This window comes from Bacillus sp. NPDC093026 (genome assembly GCF_044754665.1).
Classification (GTDB): Bacteria; Bacillota; Bacilli; order Bacillales; family Bacillaceae; genus Bacillus; species Bacillus maqinnsis.
Genome location: NZ_JBIVPN010000001.1, coordinates 333,947 through 355,569, shown reverse-complemented (window position 1 = coordinate 355,569; position 21,623 = coordinate 333,947). Strand labels below are relative to the sequence as shown.

At 40.0% G+C, this 21,623-nt stretch carries 25 protein-coding genes; all 25 read left to right on the top strand.

All coding sequences use genetic code 11. The features are described from left to right. Nucleotides 1–18: 18 nt before the first annotated feature. The 25 genes from ftsY (at nt 19) to fliE (ending at nt 21,604) form a co-directional block, all read left to right on the top strand. Entirely contained in the window at nt 19–1,005 is a 987-nt protein-coding gene (ftsY, locus tag ACIQCE_RS01790) for a signal recognition particle-docking protein FtsY (protein WP_353855780.1), read from the top strand. Nucleotides 1,006–1,146: 141 nt separating this feature from the next. Then, entirely contained in the window at nt 1,147–1,479 is a 333-nt protein-coding gene (locus ACIQCE_RS01785; protein ID WP_353855779.1) for a putative DNA-binding protein, read from the top strand. Nucleotides 1,480–1,492: 13 nt separating this feature from the next. Next, a complete protein-coding gene (gene ffh, locus ACIQCE_RS01780; RefSeq protein ID WP_353855778.1) occupies nt 1,493–2,833 on the top strand; it encodes a signal recognition particle protein in 1,341 nt (446 codons plus the stop codon). 104 nt (nt 2,834–2,937) lie between these two features. Next, on the top strand, nt 2,938–3,210 hold the full coding sequence (gene rpsP, locus ACIQCE_RS01775; protein WP_008354520.1) for a 30S ribosomal protein S16: 273 nt from the start codon (nt 2,938–2,940) through the stop codon (nt 3,208–3,210). Beyond that, nucleotides 3,210–3,455: a KH domain-containing protein gene (locus tag ACIQCE_RS01770; RefSeq protein ID WP_353855777.1), complete on the top strand. Its 246-nt coding sequence runs from the start codon at nt 3,210–3,212 to the stop codon at nt 3,453–3,455. Before rpsP ends, ACIQCE_RS01770 begins: the two co-directional genes overlap by 1 nt. A gap of 104 nt (nt 3,456–3,559) precedes the next feature. Continuing rightward, a complete protein-coding gene (locus ACIQCE_RS01765; protein ID WP_400493340.1) occupies nt 3,560–3,946 on the top strand; it encodes a YlqD family protein in 387 nt (128 codons plus the stop codon). Between the two features lie 8 nt (nt 3,947–3,954). Next, nucleotides 3,955–4,479, top strand: coding sequence for a ribosome maturation factor RimM (rimM, locus tag ACIQCE_RS01760; RefSeq protein WP_400493339.1), 525 nt, complete (start codon nt 3,955–3,957; stop codon nt 4,477–4,479). Next, nucleotides 4,476–5,210 (top strand): tRNA (guanosine(37)-N1)-methyltransferase TrmD, encoded by a 735-nt coding sequence (gene trmD / locus ACIQCE_RS01755; RefSeq protein ID WP_353855774.1) that lies wholly within the window; start codon nt 4,476–4,478, stop codon nt 5,208–5,210. The genes rimM and trmD overlap by 4 nt, the downstream gene beginning before the upstream one ends. Before the next feature lie 137 nt (nt 5,211–5,347). After that, nucleotides 5,348–5,695, top strand: a complete 348-nt coding sequence (gene rplS, locus ACIQCE_RS01750) for a 50S ribosomal protein L19 (RefSeq protein ID WP_008344834.1) — start codon at nt 5,348–5,350, stop codon at nt 5,693–5,695. Nucleotides 5,696–5,785: 90 nt separating this feature from the next. Continuing rightward, the gene (ylqF, locus tag ACIQCE_RS01745; RefSeq protein ID WP_353856556.1) at nt 5,786–6,634 is read left to right on the top strand and encodes a ribosome biogenesis GTPase YlqF; all 849 of its coding nucleotides are present in this window, start codon (nt 5,786–5,788) and stop codon (nt 6,632–6,634) included. 75 nt (nt 6,635–6,709) lie between these two features. Next, on the top strand, nt 6,710–7,474 hold the full coding sequence (locus ACIQCE_RS01740) for a ribonuclease HII (RefSeq protein ID WP_400493338.1): 765 nt from the start codon (nt 6,710–6,712) through the stop codon (nt 7,472–7,474). Between the two features lie 26 nt (nt 7,475–7,500). Then, on the top strand, nt 7,501–9,225 hold the full coding sequence (locus tag ACIQCE_RS01735; protein ID WP_400493337.1) for a glycosyltransferase: 1,725 nt from the start codon (nt 7,501–7,503) through the stop codon (nt 9,223–9,225). After that, complete coding sequence (locus tag ACIQCE_RS01730) at nt 9,222–9,497, top strand: FlhB-like flagellar biosynthesis protein (RefSeq protein WP_353855771.1); 276 nt, start codon at nt 9,222–9,224, stop codon at nt 9,495–9,497. The genes ACIQCE_RS01735 and ACIQCE_RS01730 overlap by 4 nt, the downstream gene beginning before the upstream one ends. 176 nt (nt 9,498–9,673) lie before the next feature. Beyond that, nucleotides 9,674–10,834 (top strand): ADP-forming succinate--CoA ligase subunit beta, encoded by a 1,161-nt coding sequence (gene sucC / locus ACIQCE_RS01725; RefSeq protein WP_400493336.1) that lies wholly within the window; start codon nt 9,674–9,676, stop codon nt 10,832–10,834. A gap of 22 nt (nt 10,835–10,856) precedes the next feature. Then, nucleotides 10,857–11,759, top strand: coding sequence for a succinate--CoA ligase subunit alpha (gene sucD / locus ACIQCE_RS01720; protein ID WP_353855769.1), 903 nt, complete (start codon nt 10,857–10,859; stop codon nt 11,757–11,759). Nucleotides 11,760–11,826: 67 nt separating this feature from the next. Then, complete coding sequence (gene dprA, locus ACIQCE_RS01715) at nt 11,827–12,729, top strand: DNA-processing protein DprA (RefSeq protein ID WP_400493335.1); 903 nt, start codon at nt 11,827–11,829, stop codon at nt 12,727–12,729. 192 nt (nt 12,730–12,921) lie between these two features. Then, nucleotides 12,922–14,997 carry a type I DNA topoisomerase gene (topA, locus tag ACIQCE_RS01710; RefSeq protein WP_400493334.1) on the top strand — a complete coding sequence of 692 codons (2,076 nt, stop codon included), beginning with the start codon at nt 12,922–12,924 and terminating at the stop codon, nt 14,995–14,997. A 70-nt stretch (nt 14,998–15,067) separates the two neighbouring features. Beyond that, a complete protein-coding gene (gene trmFO / locus ACIQCE_RS01705) occupies nt 15,068–16,372 on the top strand; it encodes an FADH(2)-oxidizing methylenetetrahydrofolate--tRNA-(uracil(54)-C(5))-methyltransferase TrmFO (protein WP_400493333.1) in 1,305 nt (434 codons plus the stop codon). Between the two features lie 62 nt (nt 16,373–16,434). Further along, on the top strand, nt 16,435–17,352 hold the full coding sequence (gene xerC / locus ACIQCE_RS01700; RefSeq protein ID WP_400493332.1) for a tyrosine recombinase XerC: 918 nt from the start codon (nt 16,435–16,437) through the stop codon (nt 17,350–17,352). A gap of 14 nt (nt 17,353–17,366) precedes the next feature. After that, nucleotides 17,367–17,912 carry an ATP-dependent protease subunit HslV gene (gene hslV / locus ACIQCE_RS01695; RefSeq protein ID WP_400493331.1) on the top strand — a complete coding sequence of 182 codons (546 nt, stop codon included), beginning with the start codon at nt 17,367–17,369 and terminating at the stop codon, nt 17,910–17,912. 16 nt (nt 17,913–17,928) lie between these two features. Further along, nucleotides 17,929–19,329: an ATP-dependent protease ATPase subunit HslU gene (hslU, locus tag ACIQCE_RS01690; protein ID WP_400493330.1), complete on the top strand. Its 1,401-nt coding sequence runs from the start codon at nt 17,929–17,931 to the stop codon at nt 19,327–19,329. Between the two features lie 35 nt (nt 19,330–19,364). Further along, nucleotides 19,365–20,144 carry a GTP-sensing pleiotropic transcriptional regulator CodY gene (gene codY / locus ACIQCE_RS01685; protein WP_353856555.1) on the top strand — a complete coding sequence of 260 codons (780 nt, stop codon included), beginning with the start codon at nt 19,365–19,367 and terminating at the stop codon, nt 20,142–20,144. Nucleotides 20,145–20,433: 289 nt separating this feature from the next. Next, complete coding sequence (gene flgB, locus ACIQCE_RS01680; protein WP_400493329.1) at nt 20,434–20,823, top strand: flagellar basal body rod protein FlgB; 390 nt, start codon at nt 20,434–20,436, stop codon at nt 20,821–20,823. Then, a complete protein-coding gene (gene flgC / locus ACIQCE_RS01675; RefSeq protein ID WP_400493328.1) occupies nt 20,823–21,275 on the top strand; it encodes a flagellar basal body rod protein FlgC in 453 nt (150 codons plus the stop codon). The genes flgB and flgC overlap by 1 nt, the downstream gene beginning before the upstream one ends. An 11-nt stretch (nt 21,276–21,286) precedes the next feature. Next, nucleotides 21,287–21,604, top strand: coding sequence for a flagellar hook-basal body complex protein FliE (gene fliE / locus ACIQCE_RS01670; RefSeq protein ID WP_353855760.1), 318 nt, complete (start codon nt 21,287–21,289; stop codon nt 21,602–21,604). Nucleotides 21,605–21,623 lie beyond the last annotated feature (19 nt).

The window sequence follows — 21,623 nt, the reverse complement described above, 5'->3', positions numbered from 1 at the left end:
AAGGAGGTTTTAAAACCAGTGAGCTTTTTTAAGAAATTAAAAGAAAAATTGACGTTGCAAACAGATTCAGTATCAGAAAAGTTTAAAGATGGTCTTGAAAAGACGAGAACCTCATTTCAAGGGAAAGTAAACGAACTGATTTCTCGCTATCGTAAGGTTGATGAAGACTTCTTTGAAGAACTAGAAGAAGTCTTAATCAGCGCCGATGTTGGTTTTACAACGGTCATGGAGCTGATTGATGAGCTGAAAAAAGAAGTCAAATTAAGAAATATTCAAGATCCAAATGAAGTACAAGCTGTCATTTCAGAAAAGCTTGTCGAGATTTATCATAGCGGTGAGGAACAAATTTCTGAACTGAATATCCAAGACGGTCGCTTAAACGTCATTTTGTTTGTTGGGGTAAATGGTGTTGGGAAAACAACGACGATTGGTAAACTTGCAAATAAGCTGAAAAACGAAGGGAAGTCCGTCATTTTGGCAGCAGGTGATACGTTCCGTGCCGGTGCAATCGAACAGCTTGAAGTATGGGGAGAGCGCTCTGGTGTACCTGTCGTCAAACAGACGGCGGGTTCTGACCCAGCGGCTGTCATCTATGATGCGGTCCAATCAGCCAAAGCAAAAAATGCAGATGTGCTGATTTGTGATACAGCAGGAAGACTACAAAACAAAGTCAACCTCATGAAAGAATTAGAAAAGGTCAAAAAAGTCATTGAGCGGGAAATCCCAGATGCTCCGCACGAAGTCCTGCTTGCTCTTGATGCGACAACAGGTCAAAACGCCATGGCACAGGCGAAGGAATTTTCTAAAGCAACAAATGTTACTGGTATCGCTTTAACAAAGCTTGACGGCACAGCAAAAGGCGGAATTGTTTTAGCGATTCGAAATGAGCTGAACATTCCTGTCAAACTTGTCGGTTTAGGAGAAAAAGTCGACGATCTCCAGCAATTTGATGCCGAATCGTATGTGTACGGTTTATTTTCAGATGTCATTGATAAAGAAGACTAACAAAAATGCCGGCCCAGTTGCTGGCATTTTTGTTTACAAATCACATCATGAACTGACAAGATAAAAACTTGACACACAGATGAGAACCGTGTAAACTTAGTTGATGTAAAGGGAATGAACTTAACAAAGGGGAGAGAGCCCATGACGCTTGAAAAAACAACGAGAATGAACTACTTGTTTGACTTCTATCAATCGTTGTTGACTGCAAAACAAAAGAGCTACATGTCGCTTTACTACCTAGATGATTTTTCCCTCGGTGAAATTGCGGATGAATATGAAGTATCGAGACAGGCTGTTTATGATAATATTAAACGGACTGAAGCGATGCTTGAACAATATGAAGAAAAGCTGCTCTTGTTTAAGAAATTTAAAGAGCGTAAAGACATTCTCAAAAAAATGAGAGAGCTTTTAGCAGATTCCCCGCAAAAGGGTGAAGCTGAAGCATTAATTGAATCGCTTGAGAAATTAGATTAGGAGGCGGCACAGTATGGCATTTGAAGGATTAGCCGACCGACTGCAGCAGACAATTTCAAAAATCCGCGGCAAAGGAAAAGTGTCAGAACAAGATGTAAAAGAAATGATGCGCGAGGTACGCCTTGCACTTCTTGAAGCTGACGTCAATTTTAAAGTGGTTAAAGACTTTGTGAAAAAGGTAAGCGAACGGGCAGTTGGACAAGAAGTCATGAAAAGCCTTACCCCTGGACAACAAGTCATTAAAGTTGTCAAAGAAGAACTCACTGAATTAATGGGCGGAGAAGAAAGTAAAATCGCAGTTGCGAAAAAATCTCCAACAGTCATTATGATGGTTGGTCTTCAAGGGGCAGGTAAAACAACAACAACTGGTAAGCTTGCCAATTTACTTCGCAAAAAACATAATCGCCAGCCGATGATGGTTGCTGCGGATATTTACAGACCAGCTGCCATTCAGCAGCTTCAAACTCTTGGGAAACAGCTTGATATGCCAGTGTTTTCACTTGGTGATCAAGTAAGCCCAGTTGAAATTGCCAAACAGGCCATTGAAAAAGCCAAAGAAGAACATTACGATTATGTCATTTTAGACACAGCGGGACGTCTTCATATTGATCATGAATTGATGGATGAGCTTCAGAAAGTAAAAGAAGTGGCGAATCCAGAAGAAATCTTCCTTGTTGTCGACTCAATGACAGGTCAAGATGCTGTCAATGTAGCGAAAAGCTTTAACGAACAGCTTGGTTTGACAGGTGTCATTCTGACGAAACTAGACGGCGATACACGAGGTGGGGCGGCACTTTCTATTCGAGCTGTCACAAATACACCGATTAAATTTGCTGGACTAGGGGAAAAACTTGATGCCCTTGAGCCATTCCATCCTGAGCGTATGGCGTCAAGAATTCTTGGTATGGGAGATGTGCTGACACTTATTGAGAAAGCACAGGCGAACGTTGACCAAAATAAGGCAAAAGAACTTGAACAAAAAATGCGAACAATGAGCTTCACGCTTGATGATTTCCTCGAGCAGCTTGGTCAAGTTCGCAATATGGGTCCACTTGATGAATTGATTCAAATGATGCCGGGAGCCGGTAAAATGAAAGGGCTCAAAAACGTCCAAGTGGACGAAAAACAGCTCAATCACATCGAAGCGATCATTCAATCAATGACGACCGAGGAAAAAGAGCAGCCAGAGGTCATTAATGCAAGCCGAAGAAAAAGGATTGCCAAAGGAAGCGGAACATCTGTACAGGAAGTCAATCGCCTTTTAAAGCAATTTGATGAAATGAAAAAGATGATGAAGCAAATGACCAATATGAGCAAAGGGAAGAAAAAGGGCTTTAAATTACCATTTATGTAATTGGTTATACATGATAAAACCTTGTTAAGAAAAAACACTTTACAAACACTTTTATCATTGTTAATATACTATCTTGTTGAAATATTTTCGGAGGTGCTAGTAAAATGGCAGTAAAAATTCGTTTAAAACGTATGGGAGCAAAAAAATCTCCTTTCTATCGTATTGTTGTAGCAGATTCTCGTTCACCACGTGACGGTCGTTTCATCGAAACAGTTGGAACTTACAACCCAGTGGTATCACCAGCTGAGGTGAAAATCAACGAAGAATTAGCACTGAAATGGCTTCAAAATGGTGCGAAACCGTCTGATACAGTTCGTAACCTTTTCTCAAGCCAAGGAATTCTTGAAAAATTCCATCATGCGAAAAACAGCAAATAATGAAAGAGCTGTCCTTGGAAGAATTGATTGTGTCCATCGTCGAGCCACTTGTTGATTACCCTGAAGATATTCACGTATCTTCCTTAAAAAAAGATGAGCAGGTGATTTACACATTGTCTGTCAATGCTAAAGATACCGGAAAAGTGATCGGAAAGCAGGGACGTACAGCAAAAGCGATACGAACAGTCATTTTTGCAGCAGGTGCAGAATCTTCTAAGAAAGTTCAACTTGAGATTGCTGACTAAAAAGGGAGAGGGCATAGCACCTCCCCCTTTTTTTACACGTTTAAATCTATTTTTCGTTATACTGTAGAGGACAAATGCCTTCGGATAGGGGGACAAAAAGGAAGATGCAGATCATTCAACATGTCACCGTCATGCAAGTATTAACTGAAAGCACCAAGGACAAACTGTTAACGACTTTTTTGGAAAAAAAAGAAAGACTAGAACGTGAATGCAATCAACTATATTTTCAACTAAAGAAGCATGAAAAAGAACCGCATCAACAAGAGGCGATTCCTCAATTTCAAAAAGCCATTGATAAACGACAAGAGAAGATCAGGCAAATCGACTTTCAAATGGAGCAACTTCATATCTTGCCGCTTGGAAGTGAAATGAAAGAAACAGAAGTAGATGCACTGGTTGAAGTGAAAATAGGTGATAGATGGGATGACAAAATGCAAGATAATGTCATCGTCGTCAAAGACGGCATCATTGTTGAAATACGTCAGGGGTGATAGGTAACATGGAGCTTAATTGGTTGAATGTTGGAAAGATCGTCAACACACACGGAGTGCGTGGTGAAGTGCGCGTCGTGTCAAAGACAGATTTTCCAGAAGAACGCTACAAAACAGGAAGCGTCTTATATATTTTTAAACAGGGGCAAGATGAGCCTTTAAAAGTCACTGTAGCATCACATAGACAGCATAAGCAGTTTGATTTGCTCACGTTTGAAGAAGTTGGTTCATTAAATGAAGCAGAGCAATTGAAAGAAGCCATCATAAAAGTAGATAAAGATCATCTTAGCCCATTAGATGAAGGGGAATTTTATTTTCACGAAATCATTGGATGTGATGTATACGATGAACATAAGGAACTCATCGGACGAATTAAAGAAATTTTAACACCGGGCGCAAATGATGTTTGGGTTGTAGAAAGAAAGGGCAAAAAAGATGCTCTCATTCCTTATATTCCATCTGTTGTCAAAACAATTGATATTCCATCCAAAACCATACACATTGAAATGATGGAAGGACTCATTGACGAATGAAAATCGACTTTTTAACCCTTTTTCCTGAAATGTTTGAAGGCGTCCTTCACTCATCCATATTAAAAAAAGCACAGGAGAAAGAAGCTGTTGTATTTAATGTAGTCAATTTTAGGGACTATTCAGACCATAAGCATAAAACGGTGGATGACTATCCTTATGGTGGCGGTGCGGGGATGGTACTGAAAGCACAGCCCGTATTTGATGCGGTAGAAGATTTAACGAAGAAAGCAAGCAAGAAGCCCCGAATCATTCTTGTATGTCCTCAAGGTGAAAGGTACACACAAAAGAAGGCTGAAGAGCTTGCAAAAGAAGAGCATCTTATGTTGATTTGCGGTCACTATGAAGGCTACGATGAGCGCATTAGGGAGCATCTTGTCACAGATGAAATCTCGATTGGGGATTTTGTCCTCACAGGCGGAGAGCTGCCGGCGATGATGATTGCAGACAGTGTGGTCAGGCTTTTGCCTCATGTGCTTGGAAAAGAAGCGTCTCATATCGAAGATTCATTTAGTACAGGTCTCCTTGAACACCCTCACTATACAAGACCGGCTGACTATAAAGGACTGAAAGTACCAGATGTGCTTCTCTCTGGAAATCATGCCAAAATAGAAGAGTGGCGTCGTAAAGAATCTTTGAAGCGAACGTATACAAGAAGGCCGGATTTGATAGAATCATGCAAAACATTAACGGATGAAGAAAAAAGATGGCTTTGGCAGCTTCATAATGACTAGATTGTATTGCACACTACATAGAGGTGTGGTATGATACTACTTGTGACTTGGACGGCTTGCCGTTTTAAGTTTGAAAACGATGTTCCGCTGCAATGAAGAAAAAGGACATGAGCATCTGTTGGAAGGAGTTGAAAACGATGCAACAATTGATTGAAGAAATCACAAAAGAACAATTACGCACTGATCTTCCTGCGTTCCGTCCTGGTGACACTTTACGTGTACACGTTAAAGTTGTTGAGGGTACTCGTGAGCGTATCCAGATCTTTGAAGGTGTTGTAATTAAGCGTCGTGGTGGTGGAATCAGCGAAACTTTCACAGTTCGTAAGATTTCTTACGGTGTAGGCGTTGAGCGTACATTCCCTGTACACACACCAAAAATCGCTAAGATCGAAGTTGTACGTCACGGTAAGGTACGTCGTGCGAAACTTTACTACCTACGTGAACTTCGCGGTAAAGCGGCTCGTATCAAAGAAATCAGACGATAATGATATCAAAGGAAAGAGCTTGTTACCTGTAACAGGCTCTTTTTTTGTACAATGGATATAGACAACGGAAAGATGAAAGAAGGTGCACATATGACGATTCAATGGTTTCCCGGCCATATGGCAAAAGCAAGACGTGAAGTCACAGAAAAATTAAAGCTCATCGATATCGTATTTGAATTAACGGATGCAAGAATCCCAATGTCCTCAAGAAACCCAATGATCGAAGAAATCCTGCAAAACAAACCTAAAATTGTGCTTTTAAATAAAGCAGATAAAGCAGATCCTCGTATGACAAAGCAGTGGCAGGCACATTTTGAGCGTCAGGGCGTACGTGCACTTGCAATTAACTCTGTTGATGGACAAGGCTTAAACCAGATTATAACGACCTCGAAAGACATTTTAAAAGAAAAATTCGACCGTATGAAAGCAAAAGGTGTCAAACCACGTGCTATCCGAGCTCTTATTATTGGGATCCCTAATGTTGGGAAGTCGACATTGATTAATCGTTTAGCAAAGAAAAACATTGCCAAAACAGGAGATCGACCTGGTATTACCACATCACAGCAGTGGGTGAAAGTGGGAAAAGAACTTGAACTGCTCGATACACCTGGCATATTATGGCCGAAATTTGAAGATGACCAAGTAGGGCTCAGACTTGCTGTTACTGGTGCAATAAAAGATTCGATTATTAATTTGCAGGATGTCGCTGTGTATGCACTGCGTTTTTTAGAAGAACATTATCCAGAGCGGTTAAAGAAACGTTATGAGCTCACAGACATACCTGAGGATATCGTTGAGCTGTTTGATGCAATCGGAAGAAAGCGCGGCTGTCTGATGAGTGGAGGGCTTATTAATTACGATAAAACCACCGAAATCATCATTCGTGATATTCGAACTGAAAAATTTGGTCCCCTCACCTTTGAGAAGCCTGAAAGCTAAAAGACACGCAGCTTATGCGGGTCTTTATTTTTTATGAAAAACTGCCGATATAAAGAAGGAGGACGGATAAAGCTCATGTATACTGTAAAGCAAATAAAAGCACTCATAGAAGAGCACACGCAAGATGAGGCGTACATCCGTGAACTTGTCAAAGATGATACAAGAAAAAGTGTCCAGCAGCTCATGGCAAAATGGCACAAAGAGAAAATAAAGAAACAAGAACTACAAGCAGCATGGAATAACATGCTAAAATACGAAAACCAAGCAAAAGCACAAGGGTTTACATGTATCGCTGGCATAGATGAAGCAGGAAGAGGGCCTCTGGCCGGACCAGTTGTGGCAGCTGCCGTGATATTAAAAGAAGATGCTGTTCTTCTTGGTTTAAACGATTCAAAGCAATTATCTGAGAAAAAAAGATTGACCTATTACGACATGATTCAAGATGAAGCGCTTGATATTGGAATCGGCATTGTTGATGCGAATACTATAGATAAAATAAATATTTACGAGGCATCAAGACTAGCAATGGTGAGAGCCGTGCAACAGTTAACACATACACCTGACTATCTTCTCATTGATGCGATGACGCTGCCACTAAATATTAGGCAAGAAAATATGATAAAAGGGGATGCAAAAAGTGCATCCATTGCTGCTGGTGCATGTATTGCAAAGGTCACTAGGGATCAGATGATGGAAGAATACGGACGTAGGTACCCTGAGTATCAATTTGAGAAACATAAAGGGTACGGGACAAAAGAGCACATGGCTGCCATTCAAAAATATGGCGCTACACCCATTCATAGAGTATCATTTGCACCAGTTCGAGCTGTTATTTCATAAATTTTGACACAAGGAGGCTGCCTGCATTGACAAGACTCGAAGACATACATACAGCACTAAATAGCCGGTTAAATACGGCAGAAACTGTTCCTTTCATCACAGAAGGAAAGGAAAATGTTCACCGGCTGATCCTCGGAAAAGTATTGAAAATGCTTGGAGATGATACAGCACTTGTTCAAATAGGCTCTACTAAAATAAAAGCACAGCTTGCAGCACAGCTAAAGGCAGATGCGTTCTATTGGTTCCAATTTGAACAAGTGAGCGAAGGTCTCAACAAGCTAAGACCAGTTCAACAGTTTGATCAAGACCCTAAGACGCTAAAAGATGCAGCCACAAAACTATTAGAAGGATTATCGCTTAAAAATGGGCTTGAAAGCATGTTAACAGCTACAGCCTTTTTAAAAGAGAAATCAGTCATAAACGAAACAGAATTAAAGACTGCAGTGAAATGGATAGAACAGTTTCAAGGAGCTGATGTCAAAAAAGGGTTACAGGCACTCCTCTTCGCTTTAAAAAAAGATTTACCGATACAGCAAGGTGTGCTTCAGTCTATATTAGCGGTGAAATCATCTACTACCCTTCATCAAGATATGACTGCGCTGCTTGATCGACTATTGCAGCTACCAAAGCACTCAGGCGCAACACAAGCCCTTATACAAGCCGTTCGTTCAGTCATAGATGCAGAGACCACCGTCCATGCCGAAAAGCTCTTATCAGTGCTTCTAGCCGTTAAAGACGGTGCAATGAAGCAGGAGCCAGCTCGTCTCAATCTTTCTCAGCAAGAAGAAAATAGCCCAGCATCATTCGCTCAACAAGGGCGACAGACAGAACACCTCAATCAGTCAAGCACACAGCAGCAACCATTAGGACAAAGACAGCTTCCGATCCCTGTGCATAAAATAGAGCAAATACTCACAAGCATCATGCAACAAACCACTGAAGGAAATCAAGGATCAGAAATGAAACCATTAATAACATTACTTCAAGGACTAAAGCAGACAGCAAATCAGGCTGAATCTAAAGCATCATTAATTCAAGAAGAATTCCCGTTTCTGACAAAAACAGAGGCAAAGGCATTGGCTAAAATCATTCAACAGGCTGAACCGGCATTAAGTAATAAAGCGGATGTGCTCGATTTACTCATGACAATGAAAAAAGCCATGGGTGTGCGAGATGAAATAGGGATGCTAAAACGACTTGAAAAAGGAAGCCAAGATATTAAAAGTCAGGAGCTTCAACAATTAAAGCTAGTCTTGAATGAGGTCAGACAGGCGGATCTACCGGAACCAGTAAAAAGAGAAGTGGATCAATTGTTTCATAGATTAAATGGGCAGTTGTTTGTACAACAGGAGAGCCAGACGATCAGTCAAATGATTGTCTCCTATCCTCTTTTCTCAAAGCATAGTGTCCAAGATTTGACCTTTATTCTAAAAGGTCATAAGAAAAAAGACGGTTCAATTGATATGTCTCAGTGTCGCTTAATGTTTTACTTACATATGGAGAATCTTGAAGAAACGTTAATAGACTGTACAATTCAGCAAAAGGTGATGGCCATTACAGTAGAGACCAACCATGAACTTCAAGGTACAATTAATCCAATGATTCCAACTGTTCGAGAGAATTTAAATGCCCTAGGCTTCAGTTTAACTGGTATTACAGCGAAAAAGAGACAAGAGCAAGTAGATCCGTCTCACTTTCTAGATGAACACTTTCATAAAATCAGCGAGAAAGGGCTGGACTTACGAGTATGAAGGACTCCAAACCGCTTAGAAGAGCGGTCGCTTTACATTACGATGAGGAAAAACAAAAGGCGCCAAAAGTCATCGCAACAGGAAGCGGCTATGTGGCAGAGCATATTATTGAAGAAGCTAAAAAGTCAGGGGTTCCCATCCAAGAAGACCCTAATTTAGTTGAACTCATGCGCCATTTAACGCTTGATGAGGAAATACCAGAAGCATTATACGATACTGTAGCAGAAATTTTTTCGTTTATCTATCGATTGGATCAAAAAATGAAAAAATAAGGTAAAAAAAGTGATTTGGTTGAAAAATTTATATTTTTAATAAAATAAAAGTTTGAATGTTTAGAAGGATTTTACGATTTTACATAGAACCCTAGACATTCTCTTTTTTATTCTTTAAAATGAAAGCGCAGTCTATTTTATAATTCTTGTTTCTACATATGTTGGGAGGATGGGAAATGAATATCCATGAGTACCAAGGAAAAGAAATCCTAAGAAAATATGGGGTTTCAGTTCCAAATGGTAAAGTAGCATTTACACCTGATGAAGCCGTGAAAGCATCAGAAGAGCTAGGGAGCTCTGTATATGTTGTAAAAGCACAGATTCATGCAGGCGGCCGTGGTAAAGCAGGTGGGGTAAAAATTGCAAAAACAAAAGATGAAGTGAAAGGGTTTGCAGAGGAATTGCTCGGTAAGACACTTGTCACTCATCAAACTGGACCAGAAGGACGGGAAATAAAACGCTTACTTATTGAAGAGGGCTGCGATATTCAAAAAGAGTACTATGTTGGACTCGTTTTGGACAGAGCGACATCAAGAATCGTATTGATGGCTTCAGAAGAAGGCGGTACTGAAATTGAAGAAGTAGCAGAACAAACACCCGAAAAAATCGTAAAAGTGGTCATTGATCCAGCGATTGGTCTTCAAGCTTATCAAGCGAGAGAAGTTGCATTTAAAATTAATATTCCAACAAAACTTGTTGGCCAAGCTGTTAAGTTTATGACAAGCCTTTACAAAGCTTTTGTCGAAAAAGATTGCTCCATTGCCGAAATTAATCCACTTGTTGTAACAGGTGATGGAAAAGTCATGGCGCTTGACGCAAAATTAAACTTTGATAGCAACGCCCTATATAGACAAAAAGATATATTAGAATACCGTGACCTTGATGAAGAGGATCCAAAAGAGATTGAAGCATCTAAATATGATCTAAGCTACATTTCACTAGACGGCAATATTGGCTGTATGGTCAATGGAGCAGGTCTTGCGATGTCTACGATGGATATCATCAAGCATTATGGCGGTGACCCTGCAAACTTCCTAGACGTTGGCGGCGGTGCAACAGCTGAAAAAGTAACAGAAGCATTTAAAATCATCTTATCTGATCAAAATGTCAAAGGGATTTTCGTTAACATTTTTGGTGGTATCATGAAATGTGATGTCATTGCAGAAGGTGTAGTTGAAGCGACCAAGCAAGTCGGTTTAACTTTACCACTCGTTGTACGTCTTGAAGGAACAAACGTTGAATTAGGGAAAAAAATCCTTCGTGATTCAGGCTTAAATATCACTTCTGCTGAGTCTATGGCTGACGGGGCAGAAAAGATTGTATCTTTAGTGAAGTAGAGCAGAAAGGCAGGAAACCTAAATGAGTGTATTTATTAATAAAAATACGAGAGTAATTGTTCAGGGGATTACCGGTTCAACCGCATTGTTCCATACAAAACAAATGATTGATTACGGAACTAATATTGTTGGTGGTGTAACGCCTGGAAAAGGTGGAACTGAAGTAGAAGGAGTTCCTGTATTTAATACTGTATCTGAGGCCGTACAGACAACTGGAGCAAACGCTTCTGTGATCTATGTACCTGCACCATTTGCAGCAGATGCCATTTTAGAAGCAGTCGATGCTGAAATTGAGCTTGTTATTTGTATTACTGAGCATATTCCGGTTCTTGATATGGTCAAAGTGAAACGGTATATGGAAGGGAAGAAAACAAGGCTTGTTGGACCGAACTGTCCTGGTGTGATTACACCTGAAGAATGTAAAATTGGGATTATGCCTGGCTACATTCATAAAAAAGGTCATGTTGGTGTTGTTTCTCGTTCTGGAACGCTTACATATGAAGCGGTTCATCAGCTTTCAGAGGCTGGTGTTGGACAATCTACAGCTGTAGGTATCGGTGGTGACCCAGTAAACGGGACAAACTTTATTGATGTATTAAAAGCATTCAATGAAGACCCTGAAACGCATGCTGTCATTATGATCGGTGAGATCGGCGGTACAGCTGAAGAAGAAGCAGCGGAATGGGTAAAAGCAAATATGACAAAACCAGTTGTCGGCTTTATTGGTGGGAAAACCGCTCCTCCAGGAAAACGTATGGGCCATGCTGGTGCGATTATTTCTGGCGGTAAAGGAACAGCTGAAGAAAAAATAAAAACAATGCGTGCATGTGGAATTGAAGTGGCAGAGACACCATCTGTCATGGGAGAAACACTAATTAAAGTGTTAAAAGAGAAGAATCTCTTCGAAGCTTGTAAAACGCATTAATAACACAAGAAGACTTGTTCTTTGACAAGTCTTCTTCTTTCTATCTATCTTATATTGGAGGAATGGTATGTACAATGTGTCCGAAAGAATGATTTTTCACCGCTTAAAAGGCCTCATCTCACCCTCTTTGTTAACAAAATGGTGGAAAGTCGATCCTGAGTTATATATAAATGAAGAAAAGCATCATTTCATGCAGGATCGATCATTACAAACAATCGATTTCACTCGCTTAAAACAAGCCGAAGAAAACGAATTCCCCATTTTTCAACGCATCGTTCAAGCCTATTTAAAGCAAAACATTCACATGATTCCCATCACATCATCATTATATCCTGACACTTTAAAAAACATTTATGATCCTCCCCCTGTGTTATTCCTAAAAGGAAACGTATCTTATTTAAATGAAGAAAAAAGTTTAGGTGTAGTGGGCACACGTTTGCCATCATCTTATGGAAAAGAATGTGTGAAGAAATTTGTTGGTGAACTCGTCAAGGAAGATTGGATGATTGTCAGTGGTTTAGCAAAAGGAATTGATGGACTCGCCCACAAGGAGTGCATTGGGCAACAAGGGAAAACTATTGGTGTAGTGGCTGGCGGTTTTCAGCATTTGTATCCAAAGGAACATGTGAAAATGGCTCACTACATGGGAGAACATCATTTGCTTTTGTCAGAGCATCCGCCATATATTAAACCAGAGAAGTGGCACTTTCCGATGAGAAACCGTTTGATTAGTGCACTGACGAAAGGGACGATTGTCATCCAATGTAAAGAAAAGAGCGGTTCTTTGATTACAGCTTATCAAGCACTAGAGCAAGGAAAAGAAGTATTTGCTGTTGCCGGTTCTATCTTTGACCCTAACTCCTCTGGTCCTGCAAGACTCATTCAACAAGGGGCAAAGCTCGTTCATTCGACAAAGGATATTTTAGAGGAATTCTCCTTTAACGGCGTTCAATATACTGAACCCTTATAAAAATATCGTTTGACAAAAGACATAGGAATATTTAATAATAGTGAGGATTTAAGTTTACACTTTGTTTTTCGTGTTTATAATAATGTTCATCATAAAGAATTTTTACGATTGCCTGTTTGATTGGTGCAATTAACATAAATATGAAATGTGTAATGTATAAAGAGAGAACACCTCTTAAGGGGGATTTTGAGTATGGCTGATTATTTAGTCATCGTTGAGTCGCCAGCAAAGGCGAAAACGATTGAACGTTATTTAGGAAAAAAATATAAAGTAAAGGCTTCAATGGGGCATGTAAGGGATTTACCTAAGAGTCAGCTTGGTGTAGACACTGAGCACAACTTTGAACCGAGATATATTACGATTCGCGGAAAAGGTCCAGTTTTAAAGGAATTGAAAACAGCAGCGAAAAAGGCGAAAAAAGTCTATCTCGCAGCTGACCCCGATAGAGAGGGGGAAGCAATTGCATGGCATTTAGCACACAGCCTTGACCTTGACCTCTCTTCAGATTGTCGCGTTGTCTTTAACGAGATTACAAAAGATGCGATTAAAGACTCTTTTAAGCATCCGCGTATGATCAATATGGACTTAGTTGATGCACAGCAAGCAAGACGAATTTTAGATCGTCTCGTTGGCTATAAAATCAGTCCGATTTTGTGGAAAAAAGTAAAAAAAGGTTTAAGTGCTGGACGTGTTCAATCTGTTGCACTCCGTCTCATCATTGATCGCGAAAATGAAATTAATGAATTCAAACCAGAGGAATACTGGACCATTGATGGTACGTTCCTAAAAGGGAAAGAAACCTTCGAAGCAAGTTTCTTTGGGATAAATGGCAAAAAACACCCACTGAAAACAAAAGAAGATGTAAAAGAAATCCTTTCAAAATTAAAAGGAAAACAATTTTCTGTAGAAAAAGTGACGAAAAAAGAACGAAAACGCAATCCAGCTTTGCCATTCACTACGTCAACACTACAGCAAGAGGCAGCAAGAAAATTAAACTTCCGTGCGAAAAAAACCATGATGATTGCTCAGCAATTATATGAAGGAATTGATCTTGGCAAAGAAGGTACAGTAGGGCTCATTACATATATGAGAACAGACTCAACGCGTATTTCAAATACTGCAATGGAAGAAGTATCAGCGTTCATTGATCAAACTTACGGAAAGAATTTCTTAAATACAGCAAAGCGTTCCGTAAAAAAGAACGAAAATGCACAAGATGCACATGAAGCAATACGCCCGACCTCTACATTAAGAAAGCCAGCAGATTTAAAACATGTGCTGAGTAGAGATCAGCTTCGTCTTTACAAACTAATTTGGGAACGATTTGTAGCAAGTCAAATGGCGCCAGCTGTTCTTGATACAATGAGTGTTGATCTTGAAAATAATGGTCTTATTTTCCGTGCAAATGGCAGTAAGGTGAAGTTTCCTGGGTTCATGAAGGTATATGTTGAAAGCAAGGACGATCAGCTTGAAGAAAAGGACAAAATGCTTCCTGATCTCAAAGAGGGTGATACGGTTCTTTCAAAAGATATCGAACCAGAACAACACTTCACACAGCCGCCTCCGCGCTACACTGAGGCAAGACTTGTTAAAACGCTTGAAGAGCTTGGCATTGGTCGACCGTCTACTTACGCACCAACTTTAGATACAATTCAAAAACGTGGCTATGTGGCACTTGATAACAAACGATTTATTCCAACAGAGCTTGGAGAAATTGTGCTCAGCTTAATCATGGAATTCTTCCCAGAAATTATTAATGTCGAATTTACTGCTAAAATGGAAAAAGAACTCGATAGCGTTGAAGAAGGAACGATTGAATGGGTTCGTATTATCGACAGCTTCTATCAGGACTTTGCAAAACGGGTAGAAAAAGCAGAAGCAGAAATGCAAGAGGTTGAAATAGAACCTGAATACGCAGGGGTTAATTGTGAAGAGTGCGGACATCCGATGGTGTACAAAATGGGCAGATACGGTAAGTTTATGGCATGCTCTAATTTCCCTGACTGCCGAAACACAAAACCAATTGTAAAAGATATCGGCGTCAAATGCCCAACATGCCACGAAGGAAACATTGTTGAAAGAAAATCAAAGAAACGACGTATTTTCTTTGGCTGTGATCGTTTCCCAGAGTGTGAATTCGTCTCTTGGGACAAACCAATTGAAAGAAAGTGTCCAAAATGCGAAAATATGCTTGTAGAGAAAAAACTGAAAAAAGGCGTTCAAGTTCAATGTGTCAATTGTGACTATAAAGAGGAACAACAAAAATAGCGGTGAGCAGCCTTGTTCACCTGCTTTTTTATGTCATCAAATAGAACTGACGAAATAGGAGAGTTGTACAATGAGTCAATTTGTAAATGTGATCGGAGCAGGTTTAGCAGGAAGTGAAGCAGCATGGCAAATGGCCAAACGTGGCATCAAAGTCCATCTTTATGAAATGAGACCTGTGAAACAAACTCCTGCTCACCACACGGATAAATTTGCTGAGCTTGTATGCAGTAATTCACTTCGCGCCAACGCTTTAACAAATGCAGTTGGTGTTTTAAAGGAAGAAATGCGTTATCTAGATTCTGCCATCATTGCAGCAGCGGATGAAAGTTCTGTACCTGCTGGTGGTGCACTTGCAGTAGATCGTCATGAATTCGCAGCAAACGTCACAGATCGTGTCAAGAATCACCCAAATGTCACTGTTTTTCAAGAAGAAGTGCAGAGCATTCCAGAAGGTCCAACGATTATCGCAACAGGACCACTTACATCTGAAGCACTCTCAAAAGAATTAAAATTGCTAACAGGTGAAGAGTATCTATATTTCTACGATGCAGCGGCGCCAATCTTGGAGAAAGATAGCATTGACATGGACAAAGTGTATTTAAAGTCACGCTATGACAAAGGAGAAGCAGCTTATTTAAACTGTCCAATGACCGAAGAGGAATTCAATCGTTTCTATGAAGCGTTAATTTCTGCAGAAACGGTGCCTTTAAAAGAGTTTGAAAAGGAAATCTTCTTTGAAGGCTGCATGCCAATTGAAGTTATGGCGAAAAGAGGAAAGAAAACGATGCTGTTTGGCCCGATGAAGCCAGTAGGACTTGAAGATCCTAAAACAGGAAAAAGACCTTACGCTGTTGTTCAATTAAGGCAGGATGATGCAGCAGGTACTTTATATAACATCGTCGGCTTTCAAACACATCTCAAGTGGGGCGATCAAAAAGAAGTGTTCCGTTTGATTCCTGGTCTTGAACAAGCAGAAATCGTTCGTTATGGTGTGATGCACCGTAATACATTTATTAACTCGCCAAGCCTTTTAAAACCAACTTATCAGTTCAGAAACAGAGATGACCTATTTTTCGCAGGACAAATGACAGGCGTTGAAGGGTATGTAGAGTCTGCTGCATCAGGATTAGTTGCTGGTATTAATGCAGCTCGTTTAATCAAAGGAGAAGAACTTATCACACTTCCTGAGGAAACAGTCATTGGCAGCATGGCGCATTACATCACATCAACAAACAAGAAAAGCTTCCAGCCGATGAATGCAAACTTTGGCTTGCTAAAAGATCTTGGCGTGAGAATCAAAAACAAACAAGAGCGGTATGCAGAGTACGCTAAGCGCGCAATCGAAACTATTCAAACTATTTCGAAATCTCTGTAGTAAAACATTGCACGAAAAGCAGGTTATGTGATACCATTTAAAAGCCTTAAAGAGGTGTAAAAATGACGAATAAACAGCGTCTTGTCCACTTATTCATTGAATATTTGCAAATTGAAAAAAACTATTCAGCTTTGACGATCTCAGGATATACAGAAGCCATTGAAGAGTTTGTCAGATTTATGAACATTCAAGGAATAAACGCTTTTGAAGAGGTATCCTATCAAGATACGAGAATTTATTTAACAGAAGCTTATGAAAAAGGCCTTACAAGAAGAACGATTAGTAAGAAAGTCTCTGCACTTCGCAGCTTTTATAAATTTTTAGTAAGAGAACAGCTTGTGAAAGAAAATCCTTTTTTACTCGTTAGCTTACCAAAACAGGATAAGCGAATTCCTTCATTTTTGTATGAAGAGGAACTAAAAGAACTTTTTGCGATTTCTGATCTAAGTACACCACTTGGGCAAAGAAATCAGGCCATTTTAGAACTTCTTTATGCAACTGGTATGAGGGTCAGTGAGTTATGTTCATTAAAAGAATCTGATCTTGATTTAACGATGGATACAGTGCTTGTTCATGGGAAAGGCAGCAAGCAGCGATATGTTCCTTTCGGGTCATATGCACATGAAGCGCTCATTACTTATTTAGAGGATGGACGGAAGAAACTTTTAGCTAAGCGGAAAGACCGTGCTGAGGCACAAGTGTTTTTGAATCAGCGCGGAGCACCTCTCACAGATAGAGGTGTTCGATACATCCTGACTGAATTAATGAAGAAGGCGTCAAGCACATTACATATCCATCCGCACATGTTAAGGCACACCTTTGCCACACACCTGTTGAACGAAGGGGCGGACTTGAGAAGTGTGCAAGAACTTCTCGGTCATTCAAATTTATCATCAACACAGGTGTACACGCATGTATCAAAGGATTCTTTAAGAAAGACGTACATGTCTCATCACCCTAGGGCCTTTAAACGATCATAAAAGGAGGTTTTTTGATGTCATCATTTCATGCAACAACCATCTTTGCCGTTCAGCATAAAGGGAAAAGTGCAATGGCTGGCGACGGTCAAGTCACGTTCGGTCAGGCTGTCGTAATGAAACATACAGCAAAAAAAGTACGTCGTCTTTTCGGAGGTAAGGTGCTGGCAGGGTTTGCAGGATCAGTGGCAGATGCTTTTACACTCTTTGAAAAGTTTGAAACGAAGCTTGAAGAATATGGTGGTAATTTAAAACGAGCGGCTGTCGAACTGGCAAAAGAATGGAGAAGCGACAAGATGCTTAGACAGCTTGAAGCCATGCTGATTGTGATGAACAAAGAAAGTATCCTACTCGTATCAGGTACTGGAGAAGTCATTGAGCCAGATGATGGCATTTTAGCGATCGGTTCAGGCGGCAATTATGCACTTAGCGCTGGGAGAGCACTTAAAAAACATGCAGGTGATCACCTCTCAGCCCGTGATATTGCGAAAGCTGCTCTTGAAACGGCAGGAGAAATCTGTGTCTACACGAACGATCAAATCACTTTAGAAGAGCTTGAATAGAAAGGACATGAGACGTATGGAGAAAAAGCCGTTCACCCCAAGAGAGATAGTTGAAAAGCTTGATCAATACATCATTGGTCAGCTTGATGCGAAAAAAGCAGTGGCGGTGGCTTTAAGAAACCGTTACAGAAGAAGTCTTTTACATGATGAGCTAAAGGATGAAGTTGTTCCGAAAAACATCTTAATGATTGGACCAACAGGTGTAGGGAAAACCGAGATCGCTCGGAGAATTGCACGTCTTTCTGGTGCTCCTTTCATTAAAGTGGAAGCGACGAAGTTTACTGAAGTTGGCTATGTCGGCCGTGACGTAGAATCAATGGTGAGAGATTTAGTTGAGACAGCAATTAGACTCGTCAAAGAAGAGAAGATGAGCGATGTACAAGAAGAAGCAGAGAAACAAGCAAACAAGCGGATTGTTCATTTATTAGTGCCTAGTAAGAAAAAAAGCCAATCTGTGAAAAGTCCTCTTGAAATGCTGTTTGGCAGCTCTAATACGGATGACCGTGAGCGAGAGGACTCAAATGAAGAAGTAGAACTTGAAACCTCAAGGAAACGTATTGCCCATCAGCTAGCAATGGGCGAGCTTGAAGATCACTATGTCACAATCGAAGTTGAAGAGCAGCAGCCTTCCATGTTTGATATGCTACAAGGCTCGGGTATGGAGCAAATGGGCATGAATATGCAAGATGCTCTCAGCAACCTTATGCCTAAAAAGAAAAAACGCAGAAAGCTGACAGTGAGAGAAGCAAGAAAAGCTTTAACTGCTGAGGAAGCTTCAAAGCTGATTGATATGGATGAAGTCAGTCAGGAAGCTGTCCAAAAGGCAGAACAGCAAGGCATTATCTTTATTGATGAAATCGATAAAATTGCCAAAAGCGGCGGTGCATCATCCGCAGATGTTTCTCGTGAAGGGGTTCAACGTGATATTTTACCGATTGTTGAAGGCTCGACAGTGATGACGAAATATGGAGCTGTGAAAACGGACCATGTTTTGTTTGTAGCTGCAGGTGCGTTTCATATGGCGAAGCCGTCAGATTTAATTCCAGAACTGCAAGGACGCTTTCCAATTCGTGTAGAATTAGATAAATTAAGTATAGAAGATTTTGTGAAAATCTTAACGGAACCAGATAACGCGTTATTAAAGCAATATAAAGCTTTACTTGAAACAGAAGGTATATCTCTTGAATTTTCTGACGATGCTATTCATAAGATTGCCGAAGTGGCCTATCACGTCAATCAGGAGACGGATAACATTGGTGCAAGAAGGCTTCATACAATACTTGAAAAGCTGCTTGAAGAGCTGTCATTTGAGGCACCTGATATTACAATGGAAACAGTCACCATTACCCCTCAGTATGTAGAAGAGAAGCTAGGAAAGATTGCAAATAACAAAGACTTAAGTCAATTTATACTTTAACAAATGAATAAAAGTAATCTAGGAGGATCAGTATGATGGCGTTATTACAAAAAACAAGGATTATTAACTCAATGCTGCAAGCTGCAGCGGGGAAACCAGTTAATTTCAAAGAGATGGCGGAAACACTTAGAGATGTTATTGATTCAAACATATTTGTGTTAAGCAGAAGAGGGAAACTTCTCGGTTATTCAATCAATCAACAGATTGAAAATGCCCGTATGAAAAAAATGCTTGAAGACCGTCAATTCCCAGAAGAATACACAAAAAGCCTATTTAATATTCCTGAAACGTCTTCTAATTTGGATATCAACAGTGAATATACGGCTTTCCCAATTGAGAACCGTGACTTATTCCAATCAGGTTTGACAACCATAGTGCCAATTATCGGGGGCGGAGATCGCTTAGGAACTTTAATTCTCTCTCGCCTACAAGATCGGTTTACAGATGATGATTTAATTCTTGCTGAATACGGAGCAACGGTCGTTGGGATGGAAATTCTCCGTGAAAAAGCAGAAGAAATTGAAGAAGAAGCAAGAAGTAAAGCTGTAGTACAAATGGCGATTAGTTCTCTTTCATATAGTGAGCTTGAAGCGATCGAGCATATCTTTGAAGAACTTGATGGAAATGAAGGTCTGCTCGTTGCAAGTAAAATCGCTGACCGTGTTGGCATTACTCGTTCAGTGATCGTAAACGCTTTGCGTAAACTTGAAAGTGCGGGTGTTATCGAATCTCGTTCTCTCGGTATGAAAGGAACATACATTAAAGTGTTAAACAACAAATTTTTAATTGAACTTGAAAATTTAAAATCCCATTAATAAAAAACCCTTTTCAAGCGGAAATAGACGCTGAAAAGGGTTTTTTGTATGAAAAATGAGGATTTGACCAAAAAAAATAACACGTTTTTTTCCAAGAAACCCTTTACAATTATTAGTGCTTTGAATCTAGGTCTTTATTACCATTCATAAAATAGATATATATTACGAGTTTTTTTTACAGATACATCATAGACTTTAATCCTATTATTTCTTACAATGAAGTTAGGGTTTTTACAAATCTCGACATGAATAATTGGAATGAAATACATATGATTGGAGGTATATGGTTTTGGATATATTTTCTGGAACGATAAGCAACCTTGAGAGTGCCTTAGGTAGAGCAAATATTAAGCAAAAAGTCATAAGTAACAATATCGCGAATATAGACACACCGAACTATAAGTCAAAAAATCTCGTGTTTCATGATATGCTAAATGATGCATCAATTAAATTAAATGCCAATAAAACATACCAAGGGCACATTGATTTTTCTGAAACAGGGTCTAATTATTCAGTCGTCTCAAGTAATCGTACTTCTTATCAAGAAAACGGAAATAATGTCGATATTGATCAAGAGATGAGTGAACTCGCTAAAAACCAAATTCAGTATAATGCTTTGGTTGAAAGAATGAGCGGGAAGTTCAATTCTCTCAAAACAGTTTTGACAGGAGGTAAGTGATGTCGATTTTTTCAGGCGTTAACGCTTCGGCCTCAGCATTAACAGCACAGAGACTCAGAATGGATGTTGTGTCTTCCAACCTTGCAAACATGGATACAACAAGAGCTAAACAGATTGATGGCAAGTGGGAGCCTTATAGACGCAAACTTGTCACATTACAGCCGTCAGGTGAATCATTTTCATCTATTTTGAACTCAAGTATGAATTCAAGCGGCAGATTAGGAAATGGCGTCAAAGTATCAAAAATTACAGAAGACGAAACTCCATTCAACCTTCAATATGATCCTACAAATCCCGACGCCAATGAAAATGGATATGTTCAAACACCAAATGTTGATCCATTAAAGGAAATGGTTGACCTCATCAGCAGTTCAAGATCATACGAAGCGAACGTGACTGCACTAAATGCGAATAAAAGCATGCTGATGAAAGCTTTAGAAATAGGAAAGTAAGGTGAAAAGAATTGGTGAATGCAATATCTCCTTTCCAGCTTCAAACCACTCAGCAAGCAAGTGAATTGACAAATGCATCGCCCCTGCAGGCGACCGCACCTAAAAGTCAAACAAACTTCTCTGATGTGCTGAAGAATTCCATTGAGGCATTAAATCAATCACAGTTGAAATCAGATCAGTATACAAATGCACTTGCACAAGGGAAAGACGTTAATCTCGATGAAGTCATGATTGCTGCACAAAAAGCGAGTGTGACACTCACAGCTGCGACGGAGTTTCGGAATAAAGCAGTCGAAGCGTACCAAGAGATTATGAGAATGCAGATGTAGGAGGTGCTGGCGGACAAAA